The organism is Parazoarcus communis (genome assembly GCF_003111645.1).
In the GTDB taxonomy this organism is placed as follows: domain Bacteria; phylum Pseudomonadota; class Gammaproteobacteria; order Burkholderiales; family Rhodocyclaceae; genus Parazoarcus; species Parazoarcus communis_A.
Map to the genome: position 1 here is coordinate 2,834,404 of NZ_CP022187.1, position 12,150 is coordinate 2,846,553.

Consider the following 12,150-nt stretch of genomic DNA (forward strand, 5'->3'; position numbering starts at 1 on the left):
GGGTCAGAAGCGAAGATAGTGGTCCGCAAGCAACGCGGCGAAGAGCAATGATAGATACAGGATGGAGAAGCGGAAAGTCCTGCGTGCCAGTGCGTCGCTGTAATCGCGATACAGGCGCCATGCGTAATGGATGAAACGGGCGCCGAGCGCAACGGCCGAGGCCAGATAGATCAGCCCGCTCATCTGCGTGGCAAAAGGCAGCAAGGTGACGCCGAACAGGATCAGCGTGTACAGCAGCACCGACAGCCGGGTGTACTCCGACCCGTGGGTGACCGGCAACATCGGCAGGCCGGCGCGCGCATAGTCGGCCGTGCGATAGAGCGCCAGCGCCCAGAAATGCGGCGGCGTCCACGCGAAGATGATCAGAAAGAGCAGGAGCGCGTCCCCACTCACGTCGCCGGTGACGGCGGCCCAGCCAAGTACCGGCGGCATCGCACCCGAGGCCCCGCCGATCACGATGTTCTGCGGGGTTCTGGGCTTCAGAAACACCGTGTAGACCACGGCGTAGCCGACAAACGTGGCGAGGGTGAGCCACATGGTGAGCGGATTCACCGCCTGATGCAGCACGAACAGCCCGCTGCCTCCGAGCACCGCCGCAAAGCCGGCGACCTCGCGCGGCGCCAGCTCGCCACGCGGCAGTGGGCGCGCCCGCGTGCGTGCCATTCGCGCATCGATCCCCTGCTCGATCAGACAGTTCATCGCGGCCGCAGCGCCCGCAACACATGCGATCCCGATGGTTGCGGCAAACACCGTCGCGGCGGATGGCAAACCGTCCGGAACGGCGAGGAACATGCCGATCACGGCACAGAAGACGATCAGCGCATTGACGCGTGGCTTGGTCAGCACGTAGAAGGCACGAAGCCGGCCACTGCCGAGTGCATGCCCCAGGGTGAGGGTTTTCATGAACGCACTCCTTTGTTTGGTTTAACCGTCTCAGGCCCGGCGCTGCGAACGCGGCGAAAGCGGCAGCAGACGCCCGAGCCCGGCCGGCGCCGGCCGCGCGATCCCGCGGGCCTGCAGACGGAAGTTGATCCACACCATCAAACCCACCAGCACTGCGGCGCCGGCGTTGTGCATCGCCGCCAGCGGCAGGGGCAGTGAAAGCGCGACGTTGGCGACACCGAGACAGATCTGCATCAGCACCGCAGCAATCAGCGCTACGCCTGCGCCCGCAGTAGGCACCCGCCGCGCCAGCGCCCAGCCCAGCATCAGCAACACCCCGCCGGCAACCAGCGCCCCCAGGCGGTGCGACCAGTGAATGGCGGTCAGTGCGGACAGTGAGAGCAGCTCGCCATCTGCCGTCATCCCCAGTTCACGCACGACGTGAAAGGCGTTCGCATAGTCGGCCACGGGCCACAGGCTGCCGTGGCAGGTCGGAAAATCGGTGCACGCCAGCGCGGCGTAATTGGTGCTGGTCCAGCCGCCCAGCGCAACCTGTACGGCCAGCACCAGCAAACCGGCCCGGGCAGCCCACAGAAGCCGGGGCGGCACGACCTCGCGCCGCGCGCCGGCAACCCGTGCGGCAAGCCACGTCAACAGAGCCAGCGTCGTCAGCCCACCCAGCAGATGGCCGGTGACGATGGCGGGCTTGAGCAGCAGGGTCACCGTCCACTTCCCGAGCAGGCCCTGAAAGATCACCACCCCCACCAGCAGCGTCGCCACCCACGGTGCGGCGCCCTTGTGACTGCGGTGTCGCCACGCCAGCACCGCAATGCCGATGATCATCAGGCCGAGACTTGCCGCCAGATAGCGATGCACCATTTCCTTCCATGCCTTGGGCAGACTCACCGGCCCATGGGGATCGGCGGCGTGTGCCCCCAGGATGTCTTCCGCCGCATGGTGAGGCGTGATCTTGCCGTAGCAGCCGGGCCAGTCCGGACACCCGAGGCCGGCATCGGCCAGACGCACGTAGGCGCCGAACACCACAACCACCGCAGTCAGCATCAGCGCCGCGAAGATGAGGCGGCGATATGCGTTCATTCGCGCCCTCCCCGGCCCAGCGCGGAGTACTTCAGCAGACGCTGCAGGTCCTTGTTCATTGCACGCGCGGCAGTTGTCGTATCCGCCTCATCGGCAAAATGCATCATCACGTTGCCCAGCGGATCGACCATCCACACCGAGCCCGGCGCAGCCGCAGGCAGTGCAGCCAGCCAGGCACTGTCGGCCCGCGCCAGTCGCAGGTCCTCGTGTGTCGCGAGCAGGGCCGAATCGGGCTCAGCTGCATCGGCGAGCAGCCAGACCCGCCCTACCCGGTCCATTTCCTTCGCCTGCGCCACCCGCGCCTGACGCGACACGTAGAGCGCGCGCGCGCAGGCCTCGTCGCATGCTGCGGGGGCAACAAGGAGCAAGGTCCATTTGCCCTCGAGTTCGCTGCGCTGCAGGGGCGCCTGTCCGCCCGCGCCCTGCAGCACCGTTGCCGGCAGCGCGGCGGGTGTCAGCAGGTCGCCGTGATTGACCCGTCCCTGAGGCGGCCACACATAGAACATGAGGTAGGACGCGATCACCGGCAGGACGCACACGAAGGCCAGCAGCAGCAGGGTGCGACGCCCCTTGCGCCGGTCGGCGGCCGTCACCGGCGGGCGGGCTTCAGCCACGGGCGAGTCGAGTTGAGCGGTCGTCATCGGATCTCCGTGTAATCAGGCGCCAGGCGGACCAGGCGCTCAGGCAGCCGGCGAGGCCGGCCAGGGCGTACCACTGAAATGCATAGGCATGGTGGCGATCGATGCCAGCGGCCGGCTGCGGCCAGTCGCGCACCAGTCCGTCGGCAGCCGGCGAGCGCTGCTGCAGCACCCACGCGGCCAGCAGGGCAGGTGCGACCAGCGCTGCATGGCGGCCCGGGTCGACCTGCTGCCATACCGGCGCCGCCGCCCCGCCACTGTCGGCCGCAAGCATGAACGGCGCGCGCTCGGGCAACCTGAGCACGCCTTCGAGCTGCTGTTCGCCTGCCGGCGTCGGCACCTGGGGCAACTGCCGGCGGTCGCCCACGGCCACCCAGCCGCGGTTCACCAGGACCGCCCCCGAGCCGTCGCTCAGCAGCAAGGGCGTCAGCACGTGATAGCCAGCCTGGCCCTGATGCGTGCGGTTGTCGATCAGCCGCGTGGCATCCTTGAGCCACACGCCCGAAAGCTTCACCGGCTGCCATTCCTCCAGCGTCGCGGCATCCGCGCGCAGCGGCCGCGCCGGTGCCTGCAGGAGGACATCGATGCGCGCCTGCAGCACTTCCTTCTCTGCGGCACGGCGCTGCTGCCAATTGCCCAGTTGCACGGTGAGCACCATCAGCGCCACGCCGGCAAGCAGGGGCAGGATTCGCAGCAGCTGGCGCTTCATTGCACGCCCCCTGCACAGAAAACAGGGGACAGCCGCGACGTTTCGGGCAAAAATGCGCCATCAGCCTTCTGCATCCGGAGTGCCGACATGCGTATCGTCGTAATCGTCTTCCTCGTCCTGATCCTCGTCAGCCTTGGCAGCGCGCTGGCTTCCATGTTGCGTGAAAAGGGCAGCAGCACTCGCACCGCGCGCGCACTGGCCATCCGGGTCGGGCTGTCGATTACCCTTTTCCTGATGCTGATGGCCGGATTCGCCACCGGCCTCATAGACGGCAAGCTCTGATCACGCATCCTCTGCCATCCTTGCCCCTGCCTCCGTCACAGCCAGTACACGACGACGAAGAGGAAGAGCCACACCACGTCAACGAAGTGCCAGTACCAGGCCGCGGCCTCGAACGCGAAATGATGCTCGGCACTGAAATGCCCCGCGATCGCGCGAAACAGCATCACCGTCAGCATGATCGCGCCCACCGTCACATGCAGGCCGTGAAAGCCGGTGAGCAGGTAGAAGGTCGAACCGTAGATGCCGCTGTCGAGACGCAGATTGAGCTCGGAGTAGGCGTGGGTATATTCGTAGATCTGCAGCGACAGGAAGATCGCCCCCAGCACCACGGTCGCCAGCAGGCCGAGCTTGAGCTGTCCGCGCGCGCCCTTGAGCAGGCCATAGTGCGCCCACGTCAGGGTTGCCCCTGAAGTCAGCAGGATCAGGGTGTTGATTGCGGGGATGCCCCACGCGCCCATCGGCGTGAAGGCATCTCCTGCACGCGGCCCGCTGCTCGGCCAGGCGCCGGTAAAGCCCTCCCACAGCAGCGCCTCATTGTCTCCGGTGGCCAGAGACGGCAGGGCAAGCACCCGCACGTAGAACAGTGCGCCGAAGAAGGCGGCGAAGAACATCACCTCGGAAAAGATGAACCAGCCCATCGACCAGCGGAAGGACTTGTCCACATTCTTGCCGTAGAGCCCGCTCTCGGATTCGCGCACCACCTGGCCGAACCAGCCGAAGAGCATGTAGATCAGGATGGCGATGCCACCGAAGAAGATCCAGGGACCGGCGCCGACCTTGTTCAGCCACATCGCTGCACCACTGCCGAACAGGAGCAGCGCGATCGCGCCAATGATCGGAAACTTCGACGGCTCGGGTACGAAATAGCGTTCCAGTGCTTCGGTCATTGCCGCTTCTCCATGACTAGCTCACCACCCAATTCACCACCGCCACGATGGTGAGCACGAAAATCAGGCCGCCCAGCACGCCGGCGACGATCACCGCCTTCGGGTCCAGCGACGACGCGTCGTCGTGGTAGTCCTTGCGCTTGCGAATGCCCACGAAGGACCACAGGACCGCCTTCACGGTGCCGATGAAGCCGGCACGCGGCTGCTGACCGCTCATGACTTGTCCGCAACCGAAGCTTTTGCTGCGTTGCGCCCCTGAATCTCGAAGAAGGTGTAGGACAGCGTGATCGTGGTCACGTCCGCAGGCAGCTTTGGATCGAGCACGAACACCAGCGGCATCGTGCGTTGCTCGCCCGGCGCCAGGGTCTGCTGCGTGAAGCAGAAGCAGTCGAGCTTGCGGAAATACTGCCCCGCCACCTGCGGCCCGTAGCTCGGCACCGCCTGCCCGGTAATCGGGCGGTCGCGCTTGTTGCCGACCTCGTATGCGACATGCACCATCTCGCCCGGATGCACCGTCACCGAGCGCTGCTGCGGCTGGAAGCGCCACGGCAGGTCATGCAGATTGGCATCGAACTGGACGAGCACCGTGCGGGAACGGTCGACCTGGGTGTTCTCCACACTCACCTTGTCCGGCTGCAGCAGATTGTTGATCCCGGTTGCCTCGCAGATCTGCTCGTAGAAGGGCACGAGCAGAAAGCCGAAGCCGAACATCACCACCGCAGAGACCCCGAGACGCACGAGCAGGCGACGGTTCTCACCTGCAATCCGGTTGGCACGACGCTCGCTGCTCATTGCCCGAACACCTTGTACTTGATGATGACAATGGCGAAAAAGACGAACGCCACCCCGGCCAGGATGAGCCCGGTCCGCAGGTTTGCATTACGTCGATCGTCTCGTGTCATCAGCTCATCCATACACATTGCGCAGCCACATGAATGAGAGTTTGGGGCGGAGCCTGCCCTCTCCCGACTCTCCGCTCCGCCCCCCTCTCACGACAACGCTGTTCATGCCTTGGCCAGCACCGGTGCGTCCTCGAAGGTGTGATGCGGTGCGGGCGACGGCACCGTCCACTCCAGGCCTTCCGCACCTTCCCACGACTGCGCTTCCGCCTTCTTGCCGCCACGGACGCACTTCACGACGGCGACCAGGAAGATCAGCTGCGACAGGCCGAAACCAAAGGCACCAATCGAAGCCATCGCGTTGAAATCGGCAAACTGCAGGGCGTAATCCGGAATCCGCCGCGGCATGCCTGCCAGGCCGAGGAAGTGCATCGGGAAGAAGGTGATGTTGAAGAACACGATCGAGCACCAGAAATGCAGCTTGCCGAGAAACTCGCTGGGCATGTGCCCGGTCCATTTCGGCAGCCAGTAATAGGCACCGGCGAAAAGGGCGAACAGCGAGCCTGCGACCAGCACGTAGTGAAAGTGCGCAACGACGTAATAGGTGTCCTGCAGCTGGATGTCGATCGGGGCAATGGCGCAGATCAGGCCGGTGAAGCCGCCCATTGTGAACACGAAGATGAAGCCTGTGGCCCACAGCATCGGCGTCTCGAAACTGAGCGAACCGCGCCACATGGTCGCCACCCAGTTGAACACCTTCACCCCGGTGGGCACCGCGATCAGCATCGTCGCGTACATGAAGAACAGCTGCCCGATTGCCGGCATGCCGGTGGTGAACATGTGGTGTGCCCACACGGTGAAGGACAGGATCGCAATCGACGAGGTCGCGTACACCATCGAGGCATAGCCAAACAGCGGCTTGCGCGAGAAGGTCGGAATGATCTGGCTGACGATCCCGAAGGCCGGCAGGATCATGATGTAGACCTCGGGGTGACCGAAGAACCAGAAGATGTGCTGGTACATCACCGGGTCACCGCCACCGGCGGCATTGAAGAAGCTGGTGCCGAAGTGGCGATCGGTCAGGATCATCGTGACCGCACCGGCCAGCACCGGCATCACCGCGATCAGCAGATAGGCGGTGATCAGCCAGGTCCAGCAGAACAGCGGCATGCGCATCATGTTCATGCCGGGCGCGCGCATGTTGAGCACGGTGACGACGATGTTGATCGCGCCCATGATCGAGCTCACGCCCATGATGTGGATGGCGAAGATCGCCAGATCCATGCCCATGCCCATCTGCACCGAAAGCGGTGCGTACAGCGTCCACCCCGCAGCGGTTGCGCCGCCGGGCACGAAGAACGAACCCAGCAGCAGGATGGCCGCGGGCGGCAGGAGCCAGAAGCTCCAGTTGTTCATGCGCGCGAAGGCCATGTCGCTGGCCCCGATCATCAGCGGGATCATCCAGTTGGCGAAGCCGACGAAGGCCGGCATGATCGCGCCGAACACCATCACCAGACCGTGCATGGTCGTGAGCTGGTTGAAGAACTCGGGCTCCACCACCTGCAGACCGGGCTGGAACAGTTCGGCCCGGATCGTCAGCGCCATCACCCCCCCGGAGAGGAACATGATGAAACTGAAGATCATGTACATCGTGCCGATGTCTTTGTGATTGGTGGTGGTCACCCAGCGCATCAGGCCGGTGGGACCATGCGCATGACCGTGCGGGGGGTGAACGCCGGGCCGATCGTGAGTCAGTGTATTCATGCACACGCCTCCATTGTCGCGCCCACGCGCGACAGAACCTTGCCATCGGGACCGGGACGGCCCCTACAATCACACCGCAGCAAAACCCGCTTCGACCTCAGCCTCAGCGCGCGGCGACAACGTCTGCCGGCTGCACCGCCTCGCCCGACTGGTTACCCCAGGCGTTACGGGTATAGGTGATCACCGCAGCGAGCTCGGCGTCCGACAACTGCCCGCCGAATGCGGCCATCGCGGTCCCCGCCTTGCCCTTCAACACCAGTTCGATCTGGCCGCTTGCATCGCCCGTCACCACGGGCGAGCCATCAAGCGCAGGAAATACCGGCGGCAGCCCCTTGCCATCGGCCTGGTGGCAGGCCGCACAATTGGCCGCGAAAACCTTCTCGCCGCGCTCGACCAGCTCGGCCAGTGCCCACTCCCGGGCGTCGTCCGCAGAGGCTGTCGTGGCCTGGGCCTGCTGCGATGCGACCCATTCGGTGTATTTCTCTGCCGAGACCACATGCACCTCGATCGGCATGAAGCCGTGATCCTTGCCGCAGAGTTCGGCACAGTTGCCGCGATAGATGCCTTCCTTGTCTGCGGTGAACCACGTGTCGCGGATGAAGCCGGGAATCGCATCCTGCTTCACGCCGAAAGCCGGCATCCACCACGAATGGATCACGTCGGCGGCGGTCACGAGCACGCGGACCTTCTTGCCCACCGGCACCACAACCGGATTGTCCACCTCAAGCAGATAGGTATCGCCTTTCTGTTCGCCACCGCTGATCTGGGCGCGCGGTGTGGATGAACCGGACAGGAAGCGGATGCCCTCCCCTTCGCCCTGCAGATAGTCGTAACCCCACTTCCACTGATAGCCCGTGGCCTTGATGGTGATGTCGGGGTTGGAGGTGTCCTTCATCGCAATCACGGTCTTGGTGGCGGGCCACGCCATGCCAAGCAGAATCAGCACCGGGATCACCGTCCACGCGATCTCGACCGCCGTGTTTTCATGGAAATTGGCCGCAACCGCGCCGCGGGACTTGCGATGGTGAATGACAGACCAGAACATGACGCCGAACACCGCGATGAAGATCACCAGGCAGATGATCAGCATCAGGGTATGCATGCTGTAGATCTCTGAGGCGATCCGCGTCACCGGCTGCTGGAGGTTGTAACGGCTCGGCGCATCCTGTGCGAGTACGCCGGAGACGTACCCGAGAAGAAGCGAAGATCCTGCGATACGACCGGCAAAACCCATGTCGACCCCCAGCAAAGAACACGATGAGCAGGTGGATCGATGTTGCCACAGTGAAAATCAGGGTCGCAACATACTTATTTGATAAAAATCAATATGCTGCGGCGCGGTATCTGATAACCATCAAGCCGCATAAAGCCCTGTGACGAGTACTCGGGGTTTTCCCGCAGGCATGTTTGCTGCATGACAACAAACTGCGTTTCAGCCCTCTGTTGCCGACAGCTTGCGCCTCAGCAGGCGCATCAGCGCACCAATCAGGGGCAATCGGGCATACAGCTCCTCAGCCGCATCCCAGTAATCGCGATGGACTTCGACGCGCCCTGCTTCGTCGAAGGACAGGTGACTGACGCCGCGAATGACGATCGCCCGGTTACGCAGATTGAGGTGAAAGTCCCAGGCAAGCATCGCCTGCTGTCCCTCGGCAATGATGCTCGTGATCACGAAGCGGGGAGACTCCACGGTCTCGAACATGTGCTCGAAGATGCGGGTGATCGCCTTCAGGCCCGCAACATCGTTGAACGGGTCCTTGAAACGGGCATTCTCGGCATAGAAGGCGTCGATTTTCCCAAGCAGCAGGGGCGTGAGGTTCTCGTAGAACCGCGCCACGTTCTCGGCAGCCGCGCGACAGTCGAAGGAGGTCATTACAGGCCCGTTGCCCGCCGGATGAGCGGAAAGTAGAGGCGCCGCGGCAGGCACTGCAGCAGCTTGAGAAAGCGGGTGAAACGCTTCGGGAAGTGGGTCTCGAACTCACCGCGGGCAAAGCCGGCCATGATCTCGTCGGCCGCCTGCTCGGCGGTGATCAGGGCGGGCATGTGGAAATCGTTCTGCGCCGTCAGTGGCGTCGCCACGAAACCGGGACAGATCAGGTGCACGCCCAGTCCGCGCGGCGCCAGATCCATGTAGAGCGTCTCGGAAAAGTTGATCAGCGCCGCCTTCGATGGCCCGTAGGTGGCGGCATTGGGCAAGCCGCCGTAGCCTGCGACCGAGGCCACGATGGCAATCGCCCCCCGCCCGCGTTCGAGCATCCCGGGCACCACCGCGGCCACCCCATCCATGACCCCGAGCAGGTTGATGTTCAGCGTCTTCCGAATGCGCTCCGGTGTCAGCTCCCACGCCCGCAGCGGCTGATAGGTACCCGCATTCAGTATCACGAGATCGAGCCCGCCCCACTGGGCAAGCAGACGGTCGCGCACACGCTCGAGTTCGCCTGGTCGGGTCACGTCCATGGCCGCGACGACCGCGCCCTCGCACTGTGCTGCCAGCGCATCCAGGCGATCGAGACCGCGTGCGGACAGCGCCACCCGCGCGCCACCTGCCGCCAGCTTGCGCGCCAGCGCCGCGCCGATGCCGGTCGAGGCGCCGACCAGCCAGACCCGCTGCCCGCGCCAGTCGGTGATCGGCGGATTGAGGGGTGCGAACAAGGCCATCAGGGCGCCCGTTTGTAAAAGGACAGCGTGACCTCGCCGAGGTGCACGCCCCACTTGCTCATCGCCGAGCGGTTCAGCATCACCTTGTCGTCCATCAGGAACATCCAGTCGTCAAAGTCTACGTTGTAGACCTTCCCATCCACGGGTAGTGCCATTACATAGCGCCAGCGCAGTGCGTTTCCGCGCGCCTCGCCGTGTGCCTGGCCGACAACGTCATCTGCCGTGCCGATGTACGACTCGGGGCCGCTGCGGGTGATGGTCCATACGCGGCGCTGGGTGCTTCCATCCGAGTAGGTGAAGCGCTCGTCCAGAGTCCCCACGTCGCCCTCCCAGTTGGCCTCGATCACCACCTGGAAGCGCTTGACCACTTCGCCGGAGCGATCCTGGAAGACGCCGTGGGCGTCGATCGTACCGTTGAAGTAGTCGCGCAGATCCAGCACGGGCGTGGTGCCCCGGTACTTTTCGATATCCACGGACGAGCACCCCGCCAGACTCATCAGGCCGGCGAGCAACAGAACCAGTTTTCGCATCATGCTGTTTCTCCATTTTTGGGGGCAGGCTCAATGGCGCTGCGCCAGTGCCACAGCAGCCCGATGGCGACGAACTTGAGCGCCACCGGCAGCAGGGCATACACCGTCGCCAGACCCGACAGCGCGTCGGCGCTGCGCACGCCCGGTGCATAGCCGAGCCAGCCAAGCAGCGGCAGCGAAAGGCCGGCCGCCAGCGCCAGATTGGCCTTGGTCACGAAATTCCACCAACCGAACCACGACCCGGCACGTGCATCGCCGGAATCGCCCTCGCCGGCCAGCAGATCGGCGAGCATGGACGGCGGCATCGCCAGATCGGCGCCAAGTGCCATGCCGGAAAGAATGCAGATTGCCGCGTAGGCCGTGGTCTCGCCGGCGCCGAGCAGGCTTGCCCACGCAAACACCAGCACTGCAAGCACCATGCCGGCGAGCCAGGTCTGCAGTTTGCCGATACGCCGCGACAGGCTCGCCCACGCCGGCAGGCTGAGCGCGGCGCTGAGGAAATAGAGCACCAGGAAGAGCCCGGCCAGCTGAGGGGCCTGCAGCACGTCGGCAACGAAGAACAGGACCGTTGCCGACGGGATGGCCGCCGCGATTCCGTTGGCAGCGAACACCAGCAGCAGCTTCCTGAAGGGCCGGCATGACACCGCTGCCAGCAGGCCGGCCAGTACAGGCTGGCGCATGTGCCGCCGCGGTGGCGCAAGCGGGGCGGCGAGCAGGGTCCATCCGCCACAGAGCATGAGCAGCGGAATGAACAGCCACGCCATGCGTGACAGGCCCTGCGCCTCTCCTCCTTCGGCCGCGAGCAGCCCGGGCAGTGCCGCCGCCATCACCACGCCGAACAGGGCAAAAGCCTCGCGGCTGGCCACGACCCGGGTGCGCAGCGCACGCGTGGGCGCGACTTCCGCCCCCCACGCGTTGTAGGCGATGGTGGCCACCGAATAGGCGAGCGACACCAGCGTGACCAGCACCGCCAGCCACAGCGCCCCTGCGCCTTGCGGCGGTACCAGCAGGCCGACCATGCCCGCTGCGAGCAAGGGCAGCGCCGACAGCACCAGCAGGCGACGCCCCGCGAGCCGGTCGCTGAGCCAGCCGATCAGCGGGTCGGAGACCGCATCGAAGACTCTCACCCCGAGCAGCACGAAGCCGACAGTCGCCAGCGACAGGCCGAGGCTGTCCGCATAGAGTCGCGGCACATACACGTAAATGGGCAGTGCGGCGAAGGCCAGCGGCAAGCCCAGCGCACCATAGGCGAGAATGGCGGAACGACCGAATCCCGCGTCGGCGGCGCTCATTTTGCAGCGCCCGTGCTTCCCAGCAGACGCTCACGCAAGCCGGGCTCGCGCGTGCGGTGATCCAGCCAGATGGCGAAGAAGGCGCGCGCGAGGTCGGGGTCGGCAAACGCGGCGGTGGCCTGCCCCTCATGCCAGAAGCGCGCCCCCGCGCCCGGCAGCCGCAGGCCGACCAGTGTTTCGCCCGCCGCGACCGAGGGCAGTGCGCGCGCAAGCATCTCGCGCCAGGTCGCCAGCCGCGCCTCGTCTGCAAACCCCATCCTGCGCATCTCGTCGATACTGGTGTCGACCAGTCGCTCGCCCTCGATGTCGCGCGCATAGCGGATGGCGAGCGCAAACATGCCGTCTTCCGACCAGCCTGCACCCGTCGGCACCCACAGCGCAGCGTCGTACACCTTGAAGCCGAACCAGCGCATCTCTCCGCCCCCGAGCGGACGCATGCCCCCCGCCAGCGGCTGCACATGGGACACCACCGCTTCCGGCAGTGCGACCTGCCCTGGCAGCGCGGCATGCACGGGGGCGGCTTGCAGGCACAGCGCGAGCACGAGGACGGCGACAGGAGACATGACTGCAC

General features: G+C 65.1%; 16 protein-coding genes. 1 reads left to right on the forward strand and 15 read right to left on the reverse strand.

Annotated features, from left to right (window positions below; genetic code table 11):
- Positions 1-3: 3 nt before the first annotated feature.
- Genes cyoE through CEW83_RS12925 form a run of 4 tightly spaced genes read right to left on the reverse strand, consistent with a single transcriptional unit; the run spans position 4 to position 3,327 of the window.
- On the reverse strand, positions 4-903 hold the full coding sequence (cyoE, locus tag CEW83_RS12910) for a heme o synthase (protein WP_108949710.1): 900 nt from the start codon (positions 901-903) through the stop codon (positions 4-6).
- A 30-nt stretch (positions 904-933) separates the two neighbouring features.
- Positions 934-1,980 carry a COX15/CtaA family protein gene (locus CEW83_RS12915; protein ID WP_108949711.1) on the reverse strand — a complete coding sequence of 349 codons (1,047 nt, stop codon included), beginning with the start codon at positions 1,978-1,980 and terminating at the stop codon, positions 934-936.
- Complete coding sequence (locus CEW83_RS12920) at positions 1,977-2,621, reverse strand: hypothetical protein (RefSeq protein ID WP_234418810.1); 645 nt, start codon at positions 2,619-2,621, stop codon at positions 1,977-1,979. Before CEW83_RS12920 ends, CEW83_RS12915 begins: the two co-directional genes overlap by 4 nt.
- Positions 2,587-3,327, reverse strand: coding sequence for an SURF1 family protein (locus tag CEW83_RS12925; protein WP_108949712.1), 741 nt, complete (start codon positions 3,325-3,327; stop codon positions 2,587-2,589). The genes CEW83_RS12920 and CEW83_RS12925 overlap by 35 nt, the downstream gene beginning before the upstream one ends.
- A gap of 87 nt (positions 3,328-3,414) precedes the next feature.
- Here CEW83_RS12925 and CEW83_RS12930 point away from each other — a divergent pair, with 87 nt between their 5' ends.
- On the forward strand, positions 3,415-3,609 hold the full coding sequence (locus CEW83_RS12930; RefSeq protein WP_108949713.1) for a twin transmembrane helix small protein: 195 nt from the start codon (positions 3,415-3,417) through the stop codon (positions 3,607-3,609).
- 35 nt (positions 3,610-3,644) lie between these two features.
- Here the strand turns inward: CEW83_RS12930 and CEW83_RS12935 are convergent, their stop codons facing one another.
- From CEW83_RS12935 to CEW83_RS12980, 11 genes are all read right to left on the reverse strand, one after another.
- Positions 3,645-4,496 carry a cytochrome c oxidase subunit 3 gene (locus CEW83_RS12935; protein ID WP_108949714.1) on the reverse strand — a complete coding sequence of 284 codons (852 nt, stop codon included), beginning with the start codon at positions 4,494-4,496 and terminating at the stop codon, positions 3,645-3,647.
- A 16-nt stretch (positions 4,497-4,512) separates the two neighbouring features.
- Entirely contained in the window at positions 4,513-4,713 is a 201-nt protein-coding gene (locus CEW83_RS12940) for a DUF2970 domain-containing protein (protein WP_108949715.1), read from the reverse strand.
- Positions 4,710-5,288, reverse strand: coding sequence for a cytochrome c oxidase assembly protein (locus tag CEW83_RS12945; protein ID WP_108949716.1), 579 nt, complete (start codon positions 5,286-5,288; stop codon positions 4,710-4,712). Before CEW83_RS12945 ends, CEW83_RS12940 begins: the two co-directional genes overlap by 4 nt.
- Positions 5,285-5,398 carry a cytochrome oxidase small assembly protein gene (locus CEW83_RS21440; protein ID WP_234418811.1) on the reverse strand — a complete coding sequence of 38 codons (114 nt, stop codon included), beginning with the start codon at positions 5,396-5,398 and terminating at the stop codon, positions 5,285-5,287. Before CEW83_RS21440 ends, CEW83_RS12945 begins: the two co-directional genes overlap by 4 nt.
- A gap of 102 nt (positions 5,399-5,500) precedes the next feature.
- Positions 5,501-7,099, reverse strand: coding sequence for a cytochrome c oxidase subunit I (gene ctaD, locus CEW83_RS12950; protein ID WP_108949717.1), 1,599 nt, complete (start codon positions 7,097-7,099; stop codon positions 5,501-5,503).
- Positions 7,100-7,202: 103 nt separating this feature from the next.
- The gene (gene coxB / locus CEW83_RS12955; protein WP_108949718.1) at positions 7,203-8,333 is read right to left on the reverse strand and encodes a cytochrome c oxidase subunit II; all 1,131 of its coding nucleotides are present in this window, start codon (positions 8,331-8,333) and stop codon (positions 7,203-7,205) included.
- A gap of 198 nt (positions 8,334-8,531) precedes the next feature.
- Positions 8,532-8,972, reverse strand: coding sequence for a nuclear transport factor 2 family protein (locus CEW83_RS12960; protein WP_108949719.1), 441 nt, complete (start codon positions 8,970-8,972; stop codon positions 8,532-8,534).
- On the reverse strand, positions 8,972-9,757 hold the full coding sequence (locus CEW83_RS12965) for an SDR family NAD(P)-dependent oxidoreductase (protein ID WP_108949720.1): 786 nt from the start codon (positions 9,755-9,757) through the stop codon (positions 8,972-8,974). The genes CEW83_RS12960 and CEW83_RS12965 overlap by 1 nt, the downstream gene beginning before the upstream one ends.
- Complete coding sequence (locus tag CEW83_RS12970; protein WP_108951393.1) at positions 9,757-10,287, reverse strand: DUF3833 domain-containing protein; 531 nt, start codon at positions 10,285-10,287, stop codon at positions 9,757-9,759. The genes CEW83_RS12965 and CEW83_RS12970 overlap by 1 nt, the downstream gene beginning before the upstream one ends.
- Positions 10,287-11,579 carry an MFS transporter gene (locus CEW83_RS12975; RefSeq protein ID WP_108949721.1) on the reverse strand — a complete coding sequence of 431 codons (1,293 nt, stop codon included), beginning with the start codon at positions 11,577-11,579 and terminating at the stop codon, positions 10,287-10,289. Before CEW83_RS12975 ends, CEW83_RS12970 begins: the two co-directional genes overlap by 1 nt.
- On the reverse strand, positions 11,576-12,142 hold the full coding sequence (locus CEW83_RS12980; RefSeq protein WP_199915112.1) for a chalcone isomerase family protein: 567 nt from the start codon (positions 12,140-12,142) through the stop codon (positions 11,576-11,578). Before CEW83_RS12980 ends, CEW83_RS12975 begins: the two co-directional genes overlap by 4 nt.
- Between the last annotated feature and the right edge of the window lie 8 nt (positions 12,143-12,150).

Excerpts from the sequence above, each read along its gene's own strand:
- CEW83_RS21440 (WP_234418811.1), bottom strand. The coding sequence starts at position 5,398 with ATGACACGAGACGATCGACGTAATGCAAACCTGCGGACCGGGCTCATC.
- CEW83_RS12930 (WP_108949713.1), top strand. The coding sequence starts at position 3,415 with ATGCGTATCGTCGTAATCGTCTTCCTCGTCCTGATCCTCGTCAGCCTT.
- CEW83_RS12920 (WP_234418810.1), bottom strand. The coding sequence starts at position 2,621 with ATGACGACCGCTCAACTCGACTCGCCCGTGGCTGAAGCCCGCCCGCCG.
- CEW83_RS12925 (WP_108949712.1), bottom strand. The coding sequence starts at position 3,327 with ATGAAGCGCCAGCTGCTGCGAATCCTGCCCCTGCTTGCCGGCGTGGCG.
- CEW83_RS12965 (WP_108949720.1), bottom strand. The coding sequence starts at position 9,757 with ATGGCCTTGTTCGCACCCCTCAATCCGCCGATCACCGACTGGCGCGGG.
- ctaD (WP_108949717.1), bottom strand. The coding sequence starts at position 7,099 with ATGAATACACTGACTCACGATCGGCCCGGCGTTCACCCCCCGCACGGT.
- CEW83_RS12980 (WP_199915112.1), bottom strand. The coding sequence starts at position 12,142 with ATGTCTCCTGTCGCCGTCCTCGTGCTCGCGCTGTGCCTGCAAGCCGCC.
- CEW83_RS12940 (WP_108949715.1), bottom strand. The coding sequence starts at position 4,713 with ATGAGCGGTCAGCAGCCGCGTGCCGGCTTCATCGGCACCGTGAAGGCG.
- cyoE (WP_108949710.1), bottom strand. The coding sequence starts at position 903 with ATGAAAACCCTCACCCTGGGGCATGCACTCGGCAGTGGCCGGCTTCGT.
- coxB (WP_108949718.1), bottom strand. The coding sequence starts at position 8,333 with ATGGGTTTTGCCGGTCGTATCGCAGGATCTTCGCTTCTTCTCGGGTAC.
- CEW83_RS12975 (WP_108949721.1), bottom strand. The coding sequence starts at position 11,579 with ATGAGCGCCGCCGACGCGGGATTCGGTCGTTCCGCCATTCTCGCCTAT.
- CEW83_RS12960 (WP_108949719.1), bottom strand. The coding sequence starts at position 8,972 with ATGACCTCCTTCGACTGTCGCGCGGCTGCCGAGAACGTGGCGCGGTTC.
- CEW83_RS12915 (WP_108949711.1), bottom strand. The coding sequence starts at position 1,980 with ATGAACGCATATCGCCGCCTCATCTTCGCGGCGCTGATGCTGACTGCG.
- CEW83_RS12945 (WP_108949716.1), bottom strand. The coding sequence starts at position 5,288 with ATGAGCAGCGAGCGTCGTGCCAACCGGATTGCAGGTGAGAACCGTCGC.
- CEW83_RS12935 (WP_108949714.1), bottom strand. The coding sequence starts at position 4,496 with ATGACCGAAGCACTGGAACGCTATTTCGTACCCGAGCCGTCGAAGTTT.
- CEW83_RS12970 (WP_108951393.1), bottom strand. The coding sequence starts at position 10,287 with ATGCGAAAACTGGTTCTGTTGCTCGCCGGCCTGATGAGTCTGGCGGGG.